Genomic DNA, 21,421 nt, shown 5'->3' with positions numbered 1-21,421 from the left:
GAACCTCTATATAGAAAGGATTGTTTATATGTCCTTATTGGAAATAAAGCAATTAGTGGGCGGATACACGAAAACGCCCGTTTTAAAAGGAATAAGTTTTGACATTCAGCCAAATGAGTTAGTAGGGTTAATTGGTCTCAACGGTGCTGGGAAAAGTACGACAATTAAACATATCATCGGACTCATGGAGCCGAAAGGCGGAAGTGTCTCGATTCATGGTAAAACACTTGCCCAGGACCCGGATACATATCGTAAACAATTCACTTATGTTCCAGAAACGCCAATCTTGTATGATGAGCTTACACTTGAGGAGCATTTAAAGCTTACGGCCATGGCACATGGTTTGGCGGAAGCCACTTATAAAGAAAGGATGGACGTTCTGTTAAAGGAATTCCATATGGAGAAAAGGCTTAAATGGTTCCCGGCACATTTTTCAAAGGGAATGAAGCAAAAGGTCATGATCATGTGCGCCTTTTTAGTGCAGCCGTCCTTATATATCGTCGACGAACCATTTGTGGGTCTTGATCCATTAGGCATTCAGTCCCTGCTTGACTTGATGAGGAAGATGAAAGAGAGCGGTGCGGGAATTTTAATGTCTACACATATATTGGCGACAGCTGAGAGGTATTGTGATTCTTTCATCATATTGCATAATGGAGAGATTCGGGCAAAAGGCAATCTTGAGGAGCTTCGTGAACAATTTTCCATGCCAGGGGCAACTCTGGACGATTTATATATCCAATTGACGAAAGAAGAAATCGGTCATGAATAGTCAAAATCTCTGGAAGGAAAGATATTTAGGCTATATAAAAGAAACGCAAAAATATCTTCGCTATATTTTTAATGGCCATCTTGTTTTCGTCATGGTATTGGCTCTTGGTGGTTTGGCTTATTATTACAGTGATTGGGTGAAGACGTTAAACAGTGATTTCCCTGCTGAATTGATCATGGCCTTAGTTTTATCGATCATTGTAACCAGAAGTCCGATAAACACTTTCTTGAAAGAACCCGATACGGTATTCCTGCTTCCCCTTGAAACGAAGTTGAGAAGCTATTTCAAGAATTCATTGATATTAAGCTGGGTCATGCAAGGCTTTATTCTTCTGGTTGTCCTGATTGCATCAATACCGATGTATTCGAAGGTTACGGGTGCAGGAGGTAAGGACCTTGGAATCATCCTGGTCGTTTTGCTTATTTTGAAGTTTTTGAATTTGACCATGCGCTGGCTGGTATTGAAATATCAGGATACATCAGTGAGCCATTGGGACTCTCTCATCCGCTTTTTACTTAATGGAGTGATTCTTTATTTCATCTGTTCAAGGGCAAATATACTGTTTGCACTTATAACCTTCTTATTATTGTTAGGACTTTACATGTATTACCGAAGTGCAACTAAAGGTTTTGTGCTAAAGTGGGAACGGCTGGTGGAACTGGAAAACAAACGGATGAATTCTTTCTATCGAATAGCGAACATGTTTACTGATGTTCCACATTTGAAAGGGAAGGTAGCGAGAAGGAAATGGATGGACTGGCTATTATCACTCATTCCGTATGGTGATAAATCGACTTATACCTATCTTTACGCCCGTACTCTGCTGCGATCCAATGATTATGTGGGACTTTGTTTTCGTTTAACGATCATTGGATCCGTGATTTTAAGTGTATTCACTAACATATGGGCACATTTGATTGTAACGTTCATGTTCCTATTCATGACAGCCCTGCAATTGCTGCCGGTTTGGAAGGCTCATGAATGGAAGGTATGGGTCTCGTTGTATCCATTGCCAGCGAAAATGAGGGAATCTGCGGTCATAAAACTAATTTCCTATTTCCTATTATTTGAGGACCTAGTCTTCAGTTTGGTCCTGCTGGTGAAAGGGGAATGGATCTCCGCTTTAGCCGCCTTGGCAATGGGGCTTGTTTTTATATTCGGTTTTAAAATTTATGCTGTAAAGAAAATAAAAAACTTTTAAGCAGAAGCTGATTTTTCATAAAATCAGCTTTTTCTTTATTAATGTATGTATGAAATCCGCGCCCTTTCCGCCGACTGTCTTAGCCAGTTATTCGGCAGGATTCTCGCAAATTCCTTCATTCCAGTGAGGGGGGGCATATAATCTAGATTAGTTGTTGATTGGAGCGGGTGAGTGGAGTGGAAAACAACGTTCAAATTTTATATAACCTCAAAAAAACGTTTCAGTTGATTTTATGAGTTCATGAAAAATCAGCTTTTTCTTTTAAGAAATGAAAATAGAAAATAAAAGTCTCGTAGAGGGTATATACATATTAAATGGAGGTGTTAAATGATGGATGAATATGAACAAAAGGCATTATCGGAACTAGTATCATGGAAAAAGAAAGTAGCCAAGAAATCCGGCAGGCTTGAGCGGATGTCTAAAAAGGCGCAAATCAAATTGAATAGTTATATTCCAGACCGAGTGCACAAAATGATTACTGATAGTATTAAAGGGATGATAGAGGCCGTATTATCAGGTTCTAAATATATGTCTAAAGAAAAAAATGTGGTGCTGCTATCTTTGCAGCAAAAAGAAGAGTGGGTTGCGGAAACTGTAGCGGCATATCGGAAAACGGCCGTTATAGAAGGTGTGGGAACCGGAGCGGCAGGGCTTTTAATTGGATTGGCTGATTTCCCTTTACTGCTAAGCATCAAGATGAAATTATTATTCGAACTCTCCCGTATATACGGTTTCGATCCAAATGAATATGAGGAACGATTATTCATTCTCCATATCTTCCAAATGGCATTTTCAAGCGAGGAGAAGAAATTGGAAACATTACAGGTGATAGAGGAATGGGATTCAGGGAAATGGCCGGAAATAGACTGGCAAGAATTTCAGCAGGAATATCGCGATCACATCGATGTCGTCAAAATGTTCCAGCTCGTTCCAGGTATTGGGGCCGCTGTCGGTGGATATGCCAACCATCATTTGTTGGAACATCTTGGGGAAACGGCTATCAATTGTTACCGAATCAGACTTCTTAAAGAGTAAGGGACGGGGGAAAACCCGTCCCTTTACCTTTACCGCAATAAAGATTCATCCAACATTTGGGATGATTGTTTCTTATTGTGATAGGTTACGGCTGCAGTGCCTAATATTTTGGCAGCAATGAGCATCGCTTTTTCATCAATGTCAAACAAAGGATGATGATGCGGAAATGTATGTTCATTTTTTGGCCTGGCCCCTGTAAAGAAGAATGTACCTTTTACATTTTGTAAATAATAAGAAAAATCTTCACCTGTCATGTCCGGGTCAATTTCCTCTGTAATCAGAACTTCCTTGACGGACTCAGTGCTTTCGATGAGGAATTTAGTTTCCTCAACATGTGGAATAACAGCTGGATAACCTTGAAAGTATTGATATTCATAGGTGCAGTCCGCAGCTAGGCAGGTTCCTTTAACAATCCGCTCCATTTCTTCGCTAATGAATGAACGGACATCTTCCTTGAATGTACGGACGGTCCCGATTATTTTAGCCTTATCTGCAATGACGTTAAAAGCATTATCTGCTACAAAGGAACCGACGGTAATGACTGCAGAATCTATTGGGTTTAGGCGGCGGCTTACGATTTGCTGCAGGGCCATGACGAGCTGAGAGCCGACTACGATTGCATCACGGGTTTTATGCGGCTGGGCTCCATGTCCGCCCTGCCCTTGAATGGTTATTTCAAAACGGTCAGCAGCGGCCATAAGGGGTCCATAAGCGTATTGGACTGTTCCGGTTGGGGCCGTTGCCCATAAATGGGTGCCGAAAATTACATCCACTCCATCAAGGCAGCCAGCCTCAATCATCGGTTTTGCACCCCCTGGGGCATATTCTTCAGCATGCTGGTGGATAAATATATATTCACCTTCGAGCTCATCCTTCAGTTCATTCAGATTTTTAGCAAGGACAAGGAGTGTCGCTGTATGGCCATCGTGCCCACACGCATGCATTACCCCCGGTACGGTAGATTTATAGGGAACTTCTTTTTCATCTTGAATGGGTAAGGCGTCGAAATCAGCGCGCAATGCTATGGTTTTACCAGGCTTACTGCCTGTGACCTTGGCAATAACACCATTACCGCCTACATTCGTCCGGTGTTCAATTCCGAGTTTTTCATAATATCCAGAGATGAAGACCGCCGTTTGGGTTTCTTGAAAAGAAAGCTCGGGGTGTTGATGAAGATAACGCCTGATGGAAACCATTTCTTCATATGAGTCATCCAGAAGATCGTGTAAACGCTCTATCATTTTGCACCTCCCAATGATTGGATTAATTGTAAATAGTATATCATATATTGAATAATCCAAAGTGTATTAAATACCTCGAGGAGAGAGAGAGCATGATTAAATATTCCTGGATTGCTTTGGTTTTGCTGTGTATGTTGCTATTCTTTTTTTTGGTGCAAGAAGTCCAAAGTGAGGAGCCTTTAGCGTTCGATACATATATTAAGGAACTTTTTTCCGTAGGTGAAAAAACCTTTTCGTTCACTTTCTTCAAGTCCTATCTTGGGAAATCCAAGTTCATTGGTTTTGGAAGCTTATTATGTGTTTCTATATTTGTGGATAATAAAGAAGGATTATTGGACCATGGCCGTATTCTCTATCGGAATTGCGGGGGGAGATGTGTTAAACGGGTGGATAAAAAAATCATGTTAAAAGAGTGCGCCCTGAAAATCATTTGATGAAGACCGCTGTCTTCAGTTTTCCAAGTGGCCACGCAATGGTGGGCCTTATTTTCTTCAGTATGGTTGCTTATTTAATCATGAAAGAAACGAAAGGAAACTCATTGAAATGGGCAATGGGAATCGGTTTCGGTTGTCTCATTCTGCTGATTGGTGTCAGCAGGATTGCTATGAAAGTTCATTTTCCAACTGATATTATTGCAGGTTTTGCATTAGGAGAGGCATATAGTTTACCCTTGTTTAAATTCCTGAAGTCAAGAGTACTTTGAAAAAAGGATTCAGATGAAATATATGTAAATATCCGTTGCATTTCCCCAGAAATAAAGAAGGAATTTGTCGGATTGTTATAGGTTATTATAATTTTTTAATGTCCAAATTGATCCGAATTACTATGAAGAGGCCCATCCTTGAGGGGGTGGGCCTTTTACTGAGCAAGTATGGATTATTCTTCGGAATCCTTCACCAATGTATATTGAGTTACATAGGCTTCGCCTGAAAACATCTTCTGGCTGGAATTCGTAACGGGAGCTTTGGAGTCGCTGTTATGCGCCATCTTAAAGGAACCGGAATTCTTCCAGTTCAGGAAATCAGCTTGTTTCTCCCAAATCGTTAAAATTACATACGTTTCAGAGTTGATCGGCCGCAGTACACGAAGTGCGACGAAACCTGGTTCATTTTCAATGAATCCGGCCCTGTTTTTAAAACGATGTTCGAATACCGGCCTTCCTTCTTCACTTACAGGGATATTGTTCATGACTACATACCCATGATCCCGAAGGTTTCCTTTCCCATCAACTACTTCATACTTACGTGGAGAGCTGAAGATCGTTTTACCTGTTGTTTCATGTAAAAGTACTGCAGTGTCAGGATTTTGCATAAGTAATATTTTTTCATTGGGGTGCTTATCTTTTTTGATTTTTAAAAAATCGTAAGTGCCTGATGAGATGAATACATTCATAAATTCCCCTCCAATTTCTATATAGTACCTGTATACCCATTTTACCCAATGAATAATGCTTTTACCATTTCCAAACTAACCATTAGGCTTTTAAACCGGTAAGATACTTATAAAAACGTCGATTTTCTGACAAATATATAGGTTGGCTATACTTCTATTATAGAAAAAGCTATAGTTGAAGGAGATTCGATTTGAAATTCAACATCCTTCTGATATTCTATGTAGGTAATGAATAAAATTGAAACGTGATTGCTTGAAAGGTGGATATTAATGTCTAAGGAAATTACGAATGATACATTCTTAAAAGCTGCGAGAGGAGAGAAAACGGATCATGTGCCTGTTTGGTATATGCGTCAGGCCGGCCGTTCACAGCCGGAATACCGTAAATTGAAAGAGAAGTACTCGCTTTTTGAAATTACTCATCAGCCGGAACTATGCGCTTATGTAACTAGATTGCCAGTCGAGCAATATGACGTAGACGCTGCGATTTTATATAAAGATATAATGACACCGCTACCAGCCATTGGTGTCGATGTTGAGATTAAGTCCGGAATCGGCCCGGTCATATCCAATCCGATCCAATCGGTGACAGATGTTGAAAAATTAGGTGAATTGAACCCAGAGAAAGACATCCCTTATGTGTTGGACACGATTAAATTATTGACTACGGAGCAATTATCCGTTCCTTTGATCGGTTTCTCCGGGGCACCGTTCACCATTGCTTCATACATGATTGAAGGCGGCCCCTCCAAAAACTACAATAAGACGAAAGCTTTCATGTATACAGAGCCAAAGGCCTGGTTTGCATTAATGGATAAGCTAGCGGATATGATCATCATCTATGTCAAGTCACAAATCAAAGCCGGCGTTAAAGCCATCCAAATCTTTGATTCATGGGTGGGTGCTTTGAACGTTGAAGATTACCGCATATTCATCAAGCCGATCATGACTCGTATCTTTTCTTCATTGCGTGAAGAAAATGTACCGCTAATCATGTTCGGGGTCGGCGCAAGTCACTTGGCACTTGAGTGGAATGATCTTCCGATTGATGTAGTCGGGCTCGATTGGAGACTGCCAATTACAGAAGCGAGACAAATGGGAATCCAGAAAACGGTACAAGGTAATCTTGATCCTGCCCTTCTATTGTCATCATGGGATGTTATAGAAGAACGGACGAAAAGGATCCTGGATCAGGGCATGGAACAGGACGGCTACATCTTTAATCTTGGACATGGGGTTTTCCCTTCCGTAAACCCGGAAACACTGAAGAGGCTGACCGCTTTCATTCATGAATATTCATCAAAAATGAAATAAGTTGAGCGAACCATTTGCTAAAAATACTTAAATGGATGCACAATATTAGAACGAAATCTTTAAAAGAGGTGTAACTTCATGTCAAGAAAAAAAATGGGCCTTTTAGTCATGGCTTATGGTACTCCATACACTGAAGAGGATATTGAAAGATATTATACACATATTCGTCATGGGAGACGGCCAAGTGACGAATTAATTGCCGACCTAAAAGGCAGATATGAAGCGATCGGTGGATTATCCCCGCTTGCAAAAATAACGGCAGGACAAGCTGAAGCGCTTGAAAAGAAATTGAATTCCGTTCAGGAGGAAGTTGAGTTCAAGGCATATCTTGGACTGAAACATATTGAACCTTTTGTTGAAGATGCAGTGAAACAAATGCATGAAGATGGAATCAAAGAAGCGGTCAGTATAGTATTGGCACCGCATTTTTCAACATTCAGCGTGAAGTCTTATAATGGACGTGCCCAGGATGAAGTCGCTAAATTGGGTGACCTGACCATCACTTCCGTTGAAAGCTGGTATGATGAGCCAAAATTCATCCAATATTGGGTAGACCAGGTAAAAGAAGCAATCGGAAAAATGACCTCGGAAGAACGCGATAATTTCGCTTTGATTGTGTCGGCGCATAGCCTCCCGGAAAAAATCCTGCAATCGGGAGATCCGTATCCAAATCAATTGAAAGAAACGGCAGACATGATTGCAAAAGGCGCAGGGGTTAGCAATTATGCAGTAGGCTGGCAAAGCGCTGGACAAACACCTGAACCATGGTTGGGACCTGATGTACAGGATTTAACCAGAGATCTTCATCAAGCAAAAGGCTATAAAGCTTTCATTTATATTCCTGTCGGCTTTGTTGCCGAGCACCTTGAAGTCCTATATGATAACGATTATGAATGTAAGGTTGTTACGGAAGAGATTGGTGCAAGCTACTATAGGCCGGATATGCCCAATGATAAACCTGAATTCATCGATGCTTTGGCCACAATCATTTTAAACAGATTACAGGAAAAGTGATCAGTCAATAGGAGAAAGTAGTTTAACCATGCTTGAAATGTGCTCTACATATTTTCATGTGAGTTGAAAGATGTTGTAAACCTGGAAAAGCGACGCTTTCTTTTTACTTGACCTTTGTGATTTAAATGAATACTCGAAAAAGTGGCTGTCCAGTAATGAGGATGGCCATTGTTTCTATAAGAAATTGAAAATATAATTGAAAAGACTGAAAATTTTTGGTATGATATCGTTGAACATAATGACTGTTTTGTCCGTTTGGTCAGGATTGAGGTGGGAAATGTCTGTTGATCGTAAAAAATTAATTTTAGAAGCTGCGACCAAGTCGTTTTCACTTTTTGGATATAAGGCAACGACGATGGATCAAGTCGCTAAAATTGCCAATGTGGGAAAAGGGACCATTTATACCTTTTATAAAAATAAAGAAGAGCTGTTTAAAGAAATCGTTCAGCGGTTGATAGAGGAAATGAAATATGAGGCGGAACAATCTTTGGATGACCAACTCACCTTTTTTGAAAACCTGCATCGGGCCGTTTATCGAATTCTGGAGTTCAGGCAGGAACATCAATTATCTTTGAAACTTCTTCAGGAAGAGCGCGAAATTGGTACTCCGGCCGTTCAGGAAATGGTTAATGAAATGGAAGAAGCCATTGTCTCCTACATTAAGGAAAAACTGAAAATAGCGATTGATAAGGGCTTTATACAGCCTTGCGATCCAGAGATAACAGCTTTCCTGATGCTAAAAATGTACCTTGCCCTCATTTTTGATTGGGAAAGGAACCATGCCCCATTAGAGAAAGAGGAAATTGCTGAACTATTTAAAATATATTTATTCAAAGGATTATCCGTTACGTGATAATTCTATTTTTTTGCTCAAATGCAATGAATCCCAAATAAAAAGAAGAGATACCGTTCGGTACCTCTTCTTTTTATTTGGGGTTTTCAGCTGCGAAACCGAACCACATATGGATTCATCCTGCTATTTGGGAAGCGGATGGTGAAACACAAGACAACTACTCTCCAGAAAGGCAATGATCACAGTGGTTTCCATAACATTCGTGCTGTTCTTCAATTTTTTTTCCGCATTCCGTGCATTGTTTCGGTGGCAGGTTTTTAAAGAACTCAATGCTACTTTGAATCATGAACATCATCTCCTGAATTTTTTTATTATTCGCTTTTCTATAGTTTTATTGTATTATAACAGTTATAGAATGTCAATAAATGTTTTATAACATAAGTAAAAAAGGTGAAATAAGGGCAAGAATAGTTTATATTAATGGGGAAGTCATTGAGAGAAAAAAAGGAGTGCCTAAGCATGAAAATCACCGTAATTGGCTGCTGGGGCGGTTATCCAGCTAAAAATGAGGCAAGTTCCGGCTATTTGCTTGAATATGAAGATTTTCGCATTCTGCTTGATTGTGGCAGCGGTGTTCTATCACAGCTGCAAAACCATATGAAGCCGGAAGATCTTGGTGCTGTTGTATTATCTCACTATCATCCGGATCATGTAGCAGATATTGGTGTCCTGCAGCACGCTGCGTTCATACAGCAGATATTGGGCAGCGAAAAAAGGACCATTCCTATTTATGGTCATGATTTAGACGAAGTCGAATTTGGTAAATTAACTTATAAAGACGTGACAAAGGGGATAGCCTTCTCTGCTGATCAACCCTTAACCATTGGACCGTGTAAATTTACGTTCATGAAAACAAAACATCCAGTCCCTTGTTTTGCAATGAGGATTGAAGCTGAAAATCATTCGATCGTTTACACAGGTGACAGTTCATATATGGATGAGCTTGCAGATTTCGCTAAAGACGCAAATGTTTTATTATGTGAAAGTAACTTTTACAGTGATATGGATGGTTCAAAGGCAGGGCATATGACTGCAAGGGAAGCGGGAATGCTGGCAGAAAAGGCTGACGTCCAGCTTTTGCTGTTAACTCACCTCCCGCATTATGGGAATCTTGATCAACTGAAAAAAGAAGCATCCGAGGTATTCAAAAGAGAAATAGCTGTAGCCAAATCGAATCTTGAATTCCAACTATAAATGAAACATCGGGGATATGAAGTCTACAAGGAGGAACAACTGTGCTTTTTATTGATAATAAGGGAATTACAGATCCAAGAATTAACCTGGCCATCGAAGAATATGCGCTTAAACATTTAAATATAGATGAAACCTATCTTCTATTTTACATTAATCGTCCTTCAATCATCATAGGAAGGAATCAAAATACGATTGAAGAAATCAATTCCGATTATGTAGACGGAAATGGCATTACAGTTGTTCGCCGCCTTTCCGGGGGTGGAGCGGTTTATCATGACCTAGGGAATCTCAATTTCAGTTTTATTACGCGAGATGATGGCGATAGTTTTCATAACTTCAAGAAATTCACCCAGCCTGTCGTGGAAACGCTCGAGAAGCTAGGAATACATGCTGAATTGAGCGGTCGTAACGATATTCTGGCTGAAGGTAAGAAGATTTCAGGAAACGCGATGTTCTCAACGAAGGGCAGGATGTTCAGTCATGGGACATTGCTGTTTCAATCAGAAATGGATCACATTGTATCCGCTTTAAAAGTGAAAAAAGATAAAATCGAGTCCAAAGGGATTAAATCGATAAGAAGCCGTGTCGGTAATATTGCCGATTTCCTAAAAGAACCGATGTCTGTTGAAGAATTCCGTTCATTCCTTCTGCAAAATATTTTCAAAGATAGCGGAAAAGTAACAGAGTATGTTTTAACCGAGACGGATTGGGAGAAAATTCACGAAATCTCGGAAGAAAGATATCAAAACTGGGAGTGGAATTACGGAAAATCACCTAAATTCAACTTGCAAAACTCACATAGATTCCCTGTGGGATCTGTTGATATCCGCCTTGAAGTGAACAGGGGAAACATTGAAAATTGTAAAATCTACGGCGATTTCTTCGGGGTCGGAGAGATTGCGGATATTGAGCAAAAGCTTACTGGAATACGTTATGAAAAGGAAGCAATCAGCAGGGTACTAGATGAGATTGATGTTCGTCATTATTTTGGCAATGTAACGAAAGAAGAAATTTTGGCTTTAATATATTAGGCCTGAAAAGCCGTCCCGATTTAATAGGACGGCTTTTGTGCCTAATAATGACAGTAATTGCTTGAATATGGATAAAATTGTTGCTGTGATCGCGTTCTTTTAATATAATAAAAATGTATTTAGGTCACCATAAAAATGAATGATTATTCATTCATGTTATTTGCAGGGGAGGGAGAAAGATGAATTTATCTGAACAGCTTCATCAAATGGCTTTAAAAAAGGCAGATAAGCCAGCATATTACTTTATGGATCAATCCACTTCATATGGGGAATTGGATAAAGCCGTTACGAAATTCGCAGACGAGTTACATAGGCTTGGTGTTTCAAAAGGTGATAACATTGCGCTGTTATTAGGCAATTCTCCACATTTCATCATTTCGTTGTATGGAGCTATGCGAGCAGGGGCGACCGTAATTCCCGTCAATCCAATTTACACACCTGACGAGATTGGTTATATCCTGAATAATGGCGATGTAAAGGTTGTTGTGGCATTAGATAAGCTTTTACCCTTACTAGAGAAAATGAACCCGATCCTCTCAAGCGTAGAACAATATGTGATTTGTGAAACGCAGCGTGATAGTGGGGATATTAGCAAATTGAACATCTACCCAAAAATGAAATCGTTTACAAAAATGATCGAATCGGGGAATGAAGGCTTTAAAGGTCCAGAACTGGATCCTGAAGATACGGCAATCATACTCTATACTTCGGGAACAACGGGAAAACCAAAGGGAGCCATGCTCACACATACCAATATCTACTCCAATGCACATGATATTGGGGAATATTTAAGAATCACGGAAAGTGACCGTGTCATTACGACATTGCCAATGTTCCATGTTTTCAGTTTAACGGTGGTTGTGAATGCCCCATTGATAAGCGGAGGTACGCTTTTAATTGTCCCGCAATTCAGTCCAAAGGAAATATTCAGGCAAATCAAAAAATATGATGCAACCGTTTTTGCTGGAGTGCCTACGATGTATAACTTTCTTTTTCAATATCAGGAAGCGGAAGAAGATGTTTTAAATTCGTTACGCATATGCATATCGGGCGGTTCAGCCATGCCAGTGTCCTTGCTTGAATCATTCGAGCGGAAATTTAATGTCAGGGTTTCAGAAGGATATGGCTTATCCGAAGCTTCTCCTGTTACCTGCTTCAATCCTTTGGATCGTCCAAGGAAGGCGGGGTCCATCGGAACCTCGATCCTTAGGGTGGAAAATAAAGTGGTCAATGAGCTTGGAGAAGAAGTGCCGATCAATGGGGTAGGGGAATTGATTGTCAGAGGTCCGAATGTAATGAAGGGGTATTATAAAATGCCAGAAGAATCAGCCGCTGTCTTGAAAGATGGCTGGTTATATACAGGCGATTTAGCCAGGATGGATGATGAAGGATATTTTTTCATTGTAGATCGTAAAAAGGAGCTTATTATCGTCGGTGGCTATAATGTTTATCCTCGGGAAGTGGAGGAGGTTCTGTATGCCCATCCTGAAGTAGTCGAGGCGGCAGCCATAGGCGTTCCCGATCCCAATCAGGGGGAAGTGGTTAAATGCTTTGTGGTAAAGAAAAACAATGCATTGACCGAGGAAGAAGAACTGCTTTCTTATTGCATGGAACACTTGGCCAAATATAAGGTACCGGCAAAAATTGAGTTTTTGGATGAACTTCCAAAAAACGCGACAGGTAAAATTTTACGCCGCTCCTTGAAAAACCATGTACTGCAAAACTGAATTCATTGATCATAAGGAGATCATTGCCTATAACCGGCAATGGTCCTTTTTTTGTACAACCAAAGTGTATCATACTGCATAAAATATATGGGAGAATCTTAAAACCTTGATTCTTGTTTCGAAAAGAGTTATGATAGTCATTAAAAATTTCCACATAATTGTAAGGAGGGGTTAGATGAGAGATGTAAAACTTTTGGATATATTTACACATCCCATTGCTCAAAAATACTTGAACCGTTCAGGTCTGGCACATGCGATTGCGGTAGCATACCATGCGTTTCACTTAGCAAACGAATATAATGTCGACCCTGATATTGCTGCCAAAGCTGGACTTTTGCATGATATGGGTCATTTCACCTGGTATCGCAATGGTAAATGGGATTATGATCTATATAAACAAAATGATATTCACCCCATCAAAGGTGCAGAACGAGCACATAAACTGTTAATCCGCTTGGGAGAAAACCCGATAAAGGCAAAGACCATTTCCCTCGCCATTTTATTTCATACCGATTCGTTCTTACCTTCAAATGATATTATTCGTACACCGCTTCAGCAAGTCGTCAAATGGGCCGACGAAAAAGATGAAGAAGAAGGTGGAAAACACCATTATCGCAAAATTGATTTTCCACGGGCAAAGGAGAGCATCATGAAACTTGATACGCTCATAGATGAGGAACAAAGAAAAAGGCTATCATCCTGAAGGCAAACGGGGTGATAGCCTTTTTACTGTCAGGAAAAGCACATATATTAAAGTATTTTACAGTTTAAATTTGTTATCAGGTGAATTAATGATGTAAAATATAGACCATTAGAACTATATCGTGACGGGGAATTATAAAAACTATCGGATTAATAACAAATAATGAAAAAGAACAGGTGAAGTTATGAAGTCGATTAAGCTAATGATATATGGTGGTCAAGGAGGACTTGATGGAATCATTGAAAAAGAAGCTGACATAAAGGTCATAGGGATCACTGGAAATGAAATGGACCTTCTTGATTCCGATCATAGACCATCAGTCACACCAGACGCCATTCTTATTGATGCCCGGTCATCAGGGAAGTATGGACAGGAAGTCATGCCAATTCTAAAGGAAAAACACCCATTTACTCCTTTTGTCATTTTTACTGCCTATTCAGAAGATCATTATCTTATCGAAGCGATATGCCATGGTGCAGCTGGTTATGTGTTACAGGGCGGCGGAATGAAACAAGTACTGTCGGCAATCCGTCAATGTGCCAATGGTCAAATAGTCTACCCTGCCTCAATAAAATCATTATTAATGAATAAGCTGCAGCAGGATGTTGAAAAATCATCAGTAACTTTGGATAAGGCAATCGAAAAATTGGGGGCCTTTTCCAAACGCGAGTATGAACTGCTTATCCTGCTAACCCAAGGGGAAACGAATCAGCAAATTTCAAAAAAACTTTTTCTATCCATTGGCACGGTAAAAAACTACATAAGCCGGATTTACAGAAAACTGAATGTTAATAATCGACCAGAGCTTATGGCACTTTTGTATAGCTTTCAAAATAGAGGAATGAAGGGATGAATACCCACTCCAAAGCAATTAGGTAGGGGCAGAGAGACAAAATCGTTTAAGCTTTTGAAAACTGCTTCTCATATGCCTCTCCGCCTCCTCGTATGTCCATGATCCTGTCATCGGCGTAAAGGTGTGTTCAGTGAAATGTAAAGGTGATAAAAAGGAATAAAGAATCAAGAAACTGTTGGAGAGTGAAAGGAATAAATTTACAGAAATGAAATGCGGTTCTAACCTGTCCATTTTGGATTAAACTATTAAGAGGGAGATTCGTTTAAGGAGGGGCATCATGGTCAGAAAATGGGCTGGCAGAGCGATTCTATTATATATCCTTTATGCAGCAGCGATGTATTGGTATATTTTTTATGGAGCTGATACCTCAATTCCCGAAGCTTTGCGTGGAACTGCAGCAGATCCTGCAACATTCCTGAATGCAAGGGAACTAAAGCTTAGCGAAGAATATTCGGGACTGCGGAATTTCATTTTTTTCGTATCCACGCCATATGAATGGCTGTTGTATTTCTTCATTTTACTATTTGGTTTATCAAAAGCATTTGAAAAGTCGTCAAAGGCAGTCTCGAGGCGGAGAGCGATCAGAACGGGCATTTACTTATTTTGGCTTTCCATTATTTCTTACCTGGCGCTGTTTCCAATCAGTTTCATTGGATATCGGATGAGCAAAAGTTACCATATAAGTACACAAAGTTTCACTTCGTGGATGAAGGATGGAGTCATCGAATTCTGGGTGAATTTTGGGATGATGTTCATCATCGTTTCCGTTTTATATTGGTTAATGAAGAAAAGTGTGAAGAAGTGGTGGCTCTATGCCTGGATGTTGTCCATTCCATTTACCTTGTTCCTGATGTTTGTTCAGCCTGTCGTGATTGATCCGCTGTACAATGAATTCTATCCGCTCAAAAATAAAGAGCTGGAAACGGAAATATTGGCACTTGCCTCACAGGCTGAAATTCCGGCTGAACACGTGTATGAAGTCAATATGGCGGAAAAGACAAATGCCTTGAATGCATACGTGACCGGCATAGGTTCCAACTCAAGAATCGTTCTTTGGGATACGACCCTGAACAAACTGAAGGAAGATGAAATCCTTTTTATCATGGCACATGAAATGGCTCATTATGTGGAAAAGCACATTTATATAGGGATTGCAGGTTATTTAGGACTGACTTTAATCGGTTTGTGGCTGACATCAAAAATCATGAATTTTATCATTAGACGCTGGGGCCAGCTGTTAAAGGTTCGTTCGGTTGACAGCATTTCATCTCTTCCATTATTTCTCTTAATAACATCAGTGCTGCTCTTTGCTTCGAGTCCGCTGTCCAATTATGTTTCCAGATATCAAGAAACAAGGGCTGACCGTTATGCCATTGAAATGACCGGGGATAAAGAATCGGCAATCACGACTTTCCAGGAACTCACGAGGTCGGGTTTGAGCCAGGTCAACCCGCCATTCCTGGTTAAATGGCTGAGGTATTCCCATCCGACCATGCTCGAACGGATTTCAACGGTTGAAAATGCAGATACAAAGGGTGATTGAAAGCCAGCTGAAAACCAGCTGGCTTTTTTTCTTCGGAAAGTGGAAGTTTGTAGTTGTTTTCAGAAAAAACTATTATTTTTAAAATTCTTAGGTTCTCTACTATAATAAATTAAATTCCCAGTTCGTTTTAAGGAGATCGAATATGTATAATGTACTTTTCATCACTTTAGGCTCAGTGCTTGTGGCAGTAGCCTATAACTTATTTTTGATACCACATTTAATTTTAAGCAGCGGACTTAGTGGACTTGCGATTATGTTCGGAATCATCACCCCAGTCAACACAGGGATATTGAATTTTCTGATGAACCTGCCATTGCTGATTCTTGGATACCTGAAATTAGGGAGACGTTTTATCACCTATACGATATTATCAGTTGTCGTGATTTCCGTCAGTTTATATCTCATTCCAGTTCACGGAATATCCACTGAACCGATTTTGTCCTCTTTATTTGGCGGAATCATATCGGGGTTCGGTATAGGCATCATCTTTCGTGCTTCGGGGTCTTCGGGTGGCTTTGATATCATTGCCATGCTATTGGCTAAGAAGAGCGACTTTCCACTTGGTACATTGCTTTCGGTGATGAATGCAGTTGTGGTGGTTATCTCAGGCTTCATCTTCGGTTGGGATGCCGCATTATATACGCTGATTTCCATTTATGCAGCAGGAAAGGTGATCGATACGATCCATTCCAATCACATTAAATTAACATTGATGATCGTGACCAAAAAGAGTGACGAAATGAAAACGAAGCTCCTGACCAACCTATATCGTGGTATTACAGTCATGGATGGTGAAGGTGCATATTCAGGCGAAAAGAGTAAAGTAATGATGACAGTCATTACACGTTATCAGTTAACCGATGTAAAAACGATGATAAAAGAAGTTGATCCGAATGCTTTTGTCAATATAACCGAAACATCCGAGGTCATGGGGATGTTTCATAAAGAGTGATGATAATCAGAAAAGCCTCCCAGCATTATGGGAGGCTTTTTTGATCATTAGGCTGTTTTTAAATCATGCATTTTAATTTCCAAACTGTTTTAGTAAAACGTTCATTTCAGAACTTAGTTTTAAGAATAAAGGTTTGTTTTTCTTATCCAAGGCTTCATCGATCTGTTTTGCAAGGATATTCTTTTTGGTAGTAAGGACGGCTTCCTGAATAATCATATCAATTAACATTTCCTGAACCACGGCATCGTTTTTCATTTCGCTCATTGATAAGGACTTCACTGACTCTGAATAAGATTTTTCATTTTTCAAAGTTACCACCCCTGACCCTTTTTATTATTATATGGATTTGAGTGAATAAAATCAACTGAATATTTAAAAAAATTAAAAAATTTAAACATTAATAGAGAATGTGACGTTTAGATGAAGAAAAAGCCACTATATAGAAGAATTTTTAATTTTTTGTGAACTTGCTTTTTATGTTCAAGGGTTGTGCTATTATAGTGAGTAATTTAACAAACATTTACTATCTCCATTCACTATTCTTCGGTAATGGGGAATGGAAGGGTACAAGCAATTAAGGGCAAAAGCTTTGGTAAAGTAAAAGCGGTGTTTAGCAATGAGGAAGAGGTGGATTAAAAATGAAGGAAAACAATCAGGGAATCATAGAGGAATATGAAATCACGCCACATACATTAATGGTTTCGCCAATCAATTACGGCAGTAAAATATATGCCCGTATCGTTGAAATGGAGGACGAGTTCATATCCCCGTTTAAACCTTTGGAAATAATAAAGAAAAGCTGTGAGTTTTTCGGATCAAGTTATGAAGGACGCAAGCAAGGCACAAAACAGCTTATAAACATCACACATAAAGCGCCTATTGCCATCGATCCGACCAGTTCTATTTTCTTCTTTCCCACTACATCTCCGTTACGTCCTCAATGCATCTGGTTATCACATGAGCATGTGGTATCCTATGATCGCCTGGATTCCAAACATACTACCATCACTTTCAGGAATAGACAAACCATCGATATAGCCGTATCATGCAGTTCTTTCGAAAACCAGCTGCATCGGACTTCTTTTTTAAAAACGAAATTGATCCAGAGGATTGAGGAAACAAAGAGGAAGTCATTCTATATGTTCACCGAAGCAAATGGGGTCAAAGCTTCAGAGGTAATGTCAAAGTATATACGGCGTTAAACATTCAAAAATTAAAGCAAGCCCTTCTTATTAAAGAAGGGCCCAGGAATTAATCTTCAAATAATTCATCCATAAGATCGTCAATTTCTTTTTTTAACTTCTCAGTGCCCTCTTTGGAAATGGTGATGGTATCACCATCGATAATCAGCATATCTCCTACTTTTGCTCCCTTGGGGAGAGAGCTTTTAGGAAAATCCTTCATGTCACCACCATCGATTTCAACGACAGCGATCTTTCCTTCGAAGCGGTCAATAATTCCTTGTACCATTTATTTCACCGTCTTTACAGTAATTTTCTGACCTGTAGAAGTAAAAATAATGTTACCTGATTTATCTGTGCGATAAGTTTTGGCCTTCACTGAATTCAATCGTTTTACAACAGTGGAAGTAGGATGCCCATAGCCATTTTTCCCCACACTGATTACAGCGTATTTCGGTTTTGTTTTGTTAATGAATGCTGAACTAGTTGATGTTTTTGCACCATGATGGCCGACTTTAAGCACATCCACACTTGGTACCAGTTTTTTAGCCAGCATATCTGTCTCTGATTTTTCTTCAGCATCACCTGTAAACAAGAATGTTTTTTTGCCGTGTTTAAGTAAAAGGACTGCACTCCAATTATTTAAGTCAGACTTGGCATATTCTTTAACAGGTGCAATGAATTTAAGGGAATTATCCTTAGCTGTAGTGTTGATTTCCACGCCAGTCTGCGCTTTTTTTATTGTAAGCTTCTTCTGCCTAACAGCCGTTAAAAAGTCTTTGTATGCCTGGGTGGTATGTGAAACTTTAGGGGCATACACAGATTTTACATTAAGCGATTTAATCACATAAGCCAGACCGCCCACATGATCCGCATCTGGGTGAGTGGATACTACTGCATTAAGTGTTTTCACCTTTTGTTTTTTTAGGTAGGCTACAACTTCGTCGCCCTTTCCTTTACCGCCGCCATCAATTAAGACGTTTTCGTTACCGGTTTGAATAAGGATGGCATCTCCTTGTCCAACATTGATGAAATGTACCTTCACAGTTGAGGCTGCCTCAGTTGTTTTAAGTCCAGTGAATAAAGACAAAACAAGAACAGCAACCAGTAGAATATTTATTTTCTTCATTTTTCCCCTCCTAATAATAATTTACCATGTGAAATTCGAAAAATGGGGATTTGGATATAATTTTCTTTGTGATAAAAAAGGAAGCGGGTGTCAAAATCGTGGTTAGGGAAACTGATCCTGGGTATTTATGAGGGATTGTTGCTGGTGAAGAAGGGGAATGTACCTGACTTTTTAATATGGAGAAGTTGATATTCTACAGGCTGATTGTGGAATGATTCTTTCATACGTTCAATCATATCAATGTTTACTTTAGAAAATGTCACAAGCAAAAGCAAAAGCCCTTCTCATATGAGAAGGGCATCAGTATTAATCTTCAAATAACTCATCCATTAAATCTTTAAATTTCTTTTTGTATGTACCTAGAATTGTATAGTTATATACCGGTATACTTCTAATATAACCAATTCATAATTTCCTCGTTTTTATTTATATGGCACCTCATAAGCACCCGTTAGCATCATTTAAAGCGGCATGCCGTAAATCAATATAAGGGTAAAAAGATTTATATATAATTTTTGACTCTATGTGACCCTTATTATCTCTTTCCGCTAATTCTTCGGGAGGTCTGTACATTCCTTCTTCTTTGTTATTTGTTTCTTCTGGATAAAACTCTTTAACAAAAGTTTTCAAAATGAAAATTGGTGCAATATACTGTGTTTAGACAAAATACTTTCTGCTATTCAATTAGATCTAATAGATGCACACTATATATTAGTAAAATGTTGCTAGGATTGGATATAATTAAATACGTTTAGCAATTAATCAAGAAGCATTTACAGAGTATATTCAAACAGAAAAAGAAATGGATTCGATGGAATATAATAAGCTGATAAAGTTTTAAATAAAAAACATTATCAGCTTATTATTAATCGAAACATTCCGTTACGATAATGCCTATATTGACTGATTAAGCTTAACCTTCTCTTATTGATCTATTGCTTCAAACATCCACATATACGGACTAAGCATTTACGGAGGCTGCCTGTACCCGCTAATTCCTTGAACGGTGGTTTTTTTCGAAAAAGTAATAACATAACAAGTCTTCGGTTTTGTTGCGAAGGCGGGGATTGAAATAATTATGATGTTCCTCGTATCCTTTATATAAAAAACAATACATCGTGAAGGATTCATCGCGTTTGATTTCACTAACCTTAATATTCTCCTTGCGCAAATAGCGCCGTACCTCGGCAAGTTCGTCTTGAACCACTTTTAAAATGTGTTCGACTAGCTCCGAATAGGGCCTTTTTAATTTAAACGGACTAATTTCGATGACCTTGAGATCCCGGTTTAAGACTGTAATAACCATAGGTAGGTAGATGGCTTTTTCAATCATATTTCGGTCATCTTCTGGAATGCGGGTCATCATGACCGCCCCTTTCTAAAATAGCGCGTTTTTAATAATAGTATGTATATTCCGCAAAATAAGAACATGTGTTCTGTTTTTTTATCCTAATGTATTTTCCGTGTATATGCAAGCAGTTTTGATAAATCAAGAAATATTCGTTAACAAGATTATGTTTTCCGGAGATAGGGAAAGTATGAAGATATATGGATAATAATTCTTGCAATTTCAAGGGAAAGTGATATATCTAAAATAAACAGTTTTTAATAAGTTTATGCTGCATTGATGGCAGCATGTCGAGGGAGATAATTATGGATTTGGATACTATACGTGAGTGGTTTACACTTGATCATATATCGGCACTTATTCAGCAATATCGCTCATTCGGTCCAATCCCTGGGATCTTGCTGCCGATGCTGGAAGCTTTTTTGCCTTTTTTGCCCTTAGTGGTGTTCGTGCTTGCTAATGCAACGGCTTTTGGTCTCTGGTGGGGATTTTTATTTTCTTGGATTGGTGCGGTAGCGGGGTCTTTTTTGATCTTTTGGATTATTAGAAGATATGGTCAAATGAGGTTTTTCCGATTTTTACAAAAGCATAAACAGGTGCAGAGGTTGATGGTTTGGGTTGAGAACCATGGATTCGGTCCTTTGTTCATATTACTCTGCTTCCCTTTTACACCTTCGGCTATCGTTAATATCGTGGCAGGACTTTCAAAAGTCAGTACCCTGCAATATGGACTTGCAGTAGTGGGTGGGAAAGCGGTGATGATTTTTACGATCAGCTTCGTAGGTTACGATTTAGTATCCTTAATTCATAACCCTGTGCGAACGGTCATTATCGGAATCGTCATCTTTATCCTATGGTATGTGGGGAAAAGACTGGAAGTCAGGTTAAATAAAAGCATGAAGAGAGAAGAAGGACAATAAATTAATATATAAATGCAG

The 21,421-nt window shown here is 39.3% G+C and carries 24 protein-coding genes; 17 read left to right on the top strand and 7 right to left on the bottom strand.

All coding sequences use genetic code 11. The features are described from left to right. Window positions 1–28: 28 nt before the first annotated feature. The 3 genes from ACFVS1_RS15970 (at window position 29) to ACFVS1_RS15960 (ending at window position 3,008) form a co-directional block, all read left to right on the top strand. Window positions 29–772, top strand: a complete 744-nt coding sequence (locus ACFVS1_RS15970) for an ABC transporter ATP-binding protein (protein ID WP_352922086.1) — start codon at window positions 29–31, stop codon at window positions 770–772. Further along, on the top strand, window positions 765–1,973 hold the full coding sequence (locus ACFVS1_RS15965; RefSeq protein ID WP_387548719.1) for an ABC transporter permease: 1,209 nt from the start codon (window positions 765–767) through the stop codon (window positions 1,971–1,973). Before ACFVS1_RS15970 ends, ACFVS1_RS15965 begins: the two co-directional genes overlap by 8 nt. Window positions 1,974–2,303: 330 nt before the next feature. After that, a complete protein-coding gene (locus tag ACFVS1_RS15960; protein ID WP_387549392.1) occupies window positions 2,304–3,008 on the top strand; it encodes an EcsC family protein in 705 nt (234 codons plus the stop codon). Between the two features lie 29 nt (window positions 3,009–3,037). Here the strand turns inward: ACFVS1_RS15960 and ACFVS1_RS15955 are convergent, their stop codons facing one another. Beyond that, a complete protein-coding gene (locus tag ACFVS1_RS15955) occupies window positions 3,038–4,249 on the bottom strand; it encodes a M20 family metallopeptidase (RefSeq protein WP_387548717.1) in 1,212 nt (403 codons plus the stop codon). 92 nt (window positions 4,250–4,341) lie between these two features. On the opposite strand from ACFVS1_RS15955, the gene ACFVS1_RS15950 reads away from it, so the two are divergent. Further along, window positions 4,342–4,683: a hypothetical protein gene (locus ACFVS1_RS15950; RefSeq protein ID WP_387548714.1), complete on the top strand. Its 342-nt coding sequence runs from the start codon at window positions 4,342–4,344 to the stop codon at window positions 4,681–4,683. Beyond that, a complete protein-coding gene (locus ACFVS1_RS15945) occupies window positions 4,683–4,952 on the top strand; it encodes a phosphatase PAP2 family protein (protein WP_387548712.1) in 270 nt (89 codons plus the stop codon). Before ACFVS1_RS15950 ends, ACFVS1_RS15945 begins: the two co-directional genes overlap by 1 nt. 173 nt (window positions 4,953–5,125) lie before the next feature. On the opposite strand, the gene ACFVS1_RS15940 is transcribed toward ACFVS1_RS15945, so the two are convergent. After that, window positions 5,126–5,641: an antibiotic biosynthesis monooxygenase family protein gene (locus ACFVS1_RS15940; RefSeq protein ID WP_352922077.1), complete on the bottom strand. Its 516-nt coding sequence runs from the start codon at window positions 5,639–5,641 to the stop codon at window positions 5,126–5,128. Window positions 5,642–5,911: 270 nt separating this feature from the next. Here ACFVS1_RS15940 and hemE point away from each other — a divergent pair, with 270 nt between their 5' ends. From hemE to ACFVS1_RS15925, 3 genes are all read left to right on the top strand, one after another. After that, window positions 5,912–6,955 (top strand): uroporphyrinogen decarboxylase, encoded by a 1,044-nt coding sequence (gene hemE, locus ACFVS1_RS15935; protein ID WP_352922075.1) that lies wholly within the window; start codon window positions 5,912–5,914, stop codon window positions 6,953–6,955. Between the two features lie 78 nt (window positions 6,956–7,033). Next, on the top strand, window positions 7,034–7,969 hold the full coding sequence (gene hemH / locus ACFVS1_RS15930) for a ferrochelatase (RefSeq protein ID WP_387548710.1): 936 nt from the start codon (window positions 7,034–7,036) through the stop codon (window positions 7,967–7,969). A 277-nt stretch (window positions 7,970–8,246) separates the two neighbouring features. Further along, window positions 8,247–8,822 (top strand): TetR/AcrR family transcriptional regulator, encoded by a 576-nt coding sequence (locus ACFVS1_RS15925; protein WP_387548708.1) that lies wholly within the window; start codon window positions 8,247–8,249, stop codon window positions 8,820–8,822. A gap of 157 nt (window positions 8,823–8,979) precedes the next feature. On the opposite strand, the gene yhfH is transcribed toward ACFVS1_RS15925, so the two are convergent. After that, a complete protein-coding gene (yhfH, locus tag ACFVS1_RS15920; protein ID WP_133348820.1) occupies window positions 8,980–9,108 on the bottom strand; it encodes a protein YhfH in 129 nt (42 codons plus the stop codon). Window positions 9,109–9,281: 173 nt separating this feature from the next. Here yhfH and ACFVS1_RS15915 point away from each other — a divergent pair, with 173 nt between their 5' ends. From ACFVS1_RS15915 to ACFVS1_RS15885, 7 genes are all read left to right on the top strand, one after another. Continuing rightward, on the top strand, window positions 9,282–10,016 hold the full coding sequence (locus ACFVS1_RS15915) for an MBL fold metallo-hydrolase (protein ID WP_387548706.1): 735 nt from the start codon (window positions 9,282–9,284) through the stop codon (window positions 10,014–10,016). A 41-nt stretch (window positions 10,017–10,057) separates the two neighbouring features. Continuing rightward, window positions 10,058–11,047, top strand: a complete 990-nt coding sequence (gene lplA / locus ACFVS1_RS15910; protein ID WP_352922067.1) for a lipoate--protein ligase — start codon at window positions 10,058–10,060, stop codon at window positions 11,045–11,047. A gap of 179 nt (window positions 11,048–11,226) precedes the next feature. Next, a complete protein-coding gene (locus tag ACFVS1_RS15905) occupies window positions 11,227–12,774 on the top strand; it encodes a fatty acid--CoA ligase family protein (protein ID WP_387548704.1) in 1,548 nt (515 codons plus the stop codon). A 175-nt stretch (window positions 12,775–12,949) separates the two neighbouring features. Next, window positions 12,950–13,477: an HD domain-containing protein gene (locus ACFVS1_RS15900; protein WP_034314654.1), complete on the top strand. Its 528-nt coding sequence runs from the start codon at window positions 12,950–12,952 to the stop codon at window positions 13,475–13,477. A gap of 184 nt (window positions 13,478–13,661) precedes the next feature. After that, on the top strand, window positions 13,662–14,330 hold the full coding sequence (locus tag ACFVS1_RS15895; RefSeq protein WP_387548702.1) for a LuxR C-terminal-related transcriptional regulator: 669 nt from the start codon (window positions 13,662–13,664) through the stop codon (window positions 14,328–14,330). Between the two features lie 277 nt (window positions 14,331–14,607). Continuing rightward, a complete protein-coding gene (locus tag ACFVS1_RS15890) occupies window positions 14,608–15,873 on the top strand; it encodes a M48 family metallopeptidase (RefSeq protein ID WP_352922061.1) in 1,266 nt (421 codons plus the stop codon). 142 nt (window positions 15,874–16,015) lie between these two features. Further along, window positions 16,016–16,825, top strand: coding sequence for a YitT family protein (locus tag ACFVS1_RS15885; protein WP_241590660.1), 810 nt, complete (start codon window positions 16,016–16,018; stop codon window positions 16,823–16,825). Window positions 16,826–16,897: 72 nt separating this feature from the next. Here ACFVS1_RS15885 and ACFVS1_RS15880 read toward each other — a convergent pair whose 3' ends face one another. Continuing rightward, window positions 16,898–17,134: an IDEAL domain-containing protein gene (locus ACFVS1_RS15880; RefSeq protein WP_137017118.1), complete on the bottom strand. Its 237-nt coding sequence runs from the start codon at window positions 17,132–17,134 to the stop codon at window positions 16,898–16,900. Window positions 17,135–17,463: 329 nt separating this feature from the next. Here ACFVS1_RS15880 and ACFVS1_RS15875 point away from each other — a divergent pair, with 329 nt between their 5' ends. Next, window positions 17,464–18,027 carry a competence protein ComK gene (locus ACFVS1_RS15875; protein ID WP_352922059.1) on the top strand — a complete coding sequence of 188 codons (564 nt, stop codon included), beginning with the start codon at window positions 17,464–17,466 and terminating at the stop codon, window positions 18,025–18,027. Between the two features lie 49 nt (window positions 18,028–18,076). Here ACFVS1_RS15875 and ACFVS1_RS15870 read toward each other — a convergent pair whose 3' ends face one another. The 3 genes from ACFVS1_RS15870 to ACFVS1_RS15860 form a co-directional block, all read right to left on the bottom strand. Next, on the bottom strand, window positions 18,077–18,295 hold the full coding sequence (locus ACFVS1_RS15870; protein ID WP_387548699.1) for a DUF3006 domain-containing protein: 219 nt from the start codon (window positions 18,293–18,295) through the stop codon (window positions 18,077–18,079). After that, window positions 18,296–19,135, bottom strand: coding sequence for a ComEC/Rec2 family competence protein (locus tag ACFVS1_RS15865; RefSeq protein WP_387548697.1), 840 nt, complete (start codon window positions 19,133–19,135; stop codon window positions 18,296–18,298). A 991-nt stretch (window positions 19,136–20,126) separates the two neighbouring features. Then, entirely contained in the window at window positions 20,127–20,498 is a 372-nt protein-coding gene (locus ACFVS1_RS15860) for a YhjD family protein (protein ID WP_101224156.1), read from the bottom strand. 290 nt (window positions 20,499–20,788) lie between these two features. On the opposite strand from ACFVS1_RS15860, the gene ACFVS1_RS15855 reads away from it, so the two are divergent. After that, window positions 20,789–21,403, top strand: a complete 615-nt coding sequence (locus ACFVS1_RS15855; RefSeq protein WP_352922053.1) for a TVP38/TMEM64 family protein — start codon at window positions 20,789–20,791, stop codon at window positions 21,401–21,403. Window positions 21,404–21,421 lie beyond the last annotated feature (18 nt).

Source organism: Peribacillus sp. NPDC058075, assembly GCF_042885195.1.
GTDB lineage: Bacteria > Bacillota > Bacilli > Bacillales > DSM-1321 > Peribacillus.
Note: the sequence above shows the minus strand (reverse complement) of the source record. Positions and strands in the feature narration are given on the sequence as shown.

Coding starts and splice junctions, on each gene's coding strand:
- hemE (WP_352922075.1), top strand. CDS start 5,912: ATGTCTAAGGAAATTACGAATGATACATTCTTAAAAGCTGCGAGAGGA.
- ACFVS1_RS15860 (WP_101224156.1), bottom strand. CDS start 20,498: ATGACCCGCATTCCAGAAGATGACCGAAATATGATTGAAAAAGCCATC.
- ACFVS1_RS15915 (WP_387548706.1), top strand. CDS start 9,282: ATGAAAATCACCGTAATTGGCTGCTGGGGCGGTTATCCAGCTAAAAAT.
- ACFVS1_RS15955 (WP_387548717.1), bottom strand. CDS start 4,249: ATGATAGAGCGTTTACACGATCTTCTGGATGACTCATATGAAGAAATG.
- ACFVS1_RS15865 (WP_387548697.1), bottom strand. CDS start 19,135: ATGAAGAAAATAAATATTCTACTGGTTGCTGTTCTTGTTTTGTCTTTA.
- ACFVS1_RS15945 (WP_387548712.1), top strand. CDS start 4,683: ATGAAGACCGCTGTCTTCAGTTTTCCAAGTGGCCACGCAATGGTGGGC.
- ACFVS1_RS15960 (WP_387549392.1), top strand. CDS start 2,304: ATGGATGAATATGAACAAAAGGCATTATCGGAACTAGTATCATGGAAA.
- ACFVS1_RS15950 (WP_387548714.1), top strand. CDS start 4,342: ATGATTAAATATTCCTGGATTGCTTTGGTTTTGCTGTGTATGTTGCTA.
- yhfH (WP_133348820.1), bottom strand. CDS start 9,108: ATGATTCAAAGTAGCATTGAGTTCTTTAAAAACCTGCCACCGAAACAA.
- hemH (WP_387548710.1), top strand. CDS start 7,034: ATGTCAAGAAAAAAAATGGGCCTTTTAGTCATGGCTTATGGTACTCCA.
- ACFVS1_RS15870 (WP_387548699.1), bottom strand. CDS start 18,295: ATGGTACAAGGAATTATTGACCGCTTCGAAGGAAAGATCGCTGTCGTT.
- ACFVS1_RS15855 (WP_352922053.1), top strand. CDS start 20,789: ATGGATTTGGATACTATACGTGAGTGGTTTACACTTGATCATATATCG.
- ACFVS1_RS15925 (WP_387548708.1), top strand. CDS start 8,247: ATGTCTGTTGATCGTAAAAAATTAATTTTAGAAGCTGCGACCAAGTCG.
- ACFVS1_RS15885 (WP_241590660.1), top strand. CDS start 16,016: ATGTATAATGTACTTTTCATCACTTTAGGCTCAGTGCTTGTGGCAGTA.
- ACFVS1_RS15875 (WP_352922059.1), top strand. CDS start 17,464: ATGAAGGAAAACAATCAGGGAATCATAGAGGAATATGAAATCACGCCA.
- ACFVS1_RS15940 (WP_352922077.1), bottom strand. CDS start 5,641: ATGAATGTATTCATCTCATCAGGCACTTACGATTTTTTAAAAATCAAA.
- ACFVS1_RS15895 (WP_387548702.1), top strand. CDS start 13,662: ATGAAGTCGATTAAGCTAATGATATATGGTGGTCAAGGAGGACTTGAT.
- ACFVS1_RS15900 (WP_034314654.1), top strand. CDS start 12,950: ATGAGAGATGTAAAACTTTTGGATATATTTACACATCCCATTGCTCAA.
- ACFVS1_RS15890 (WP_352922061.1), top strand. CDS start 14,608: ATGGTCAGAAAATGGGCTGGCAGAGCGATTCTATTATATATCCTTTAT.
- ACFVS1_RS15965 (WP_387548719.1), top strand. CDS start 765: ATGAATAGTCAAAATCTCTGGAAGGAAAGATATTTAGGCTATATAAAA.
- ACFVS1_RS15970 (WP_352922086.1), top strand. CDS start 29: ATGTCCTTATTGGAAATAAAGCAATTAGTGGGCGGATACACGAAAACG.
- ACFVS1_RS15905 (WP_387548704.1), top strand. CDS start 11,227: ATGAATTTATCTGAACAGCTTCATCAAATGGCTTTAAAAAAGGCAGAT.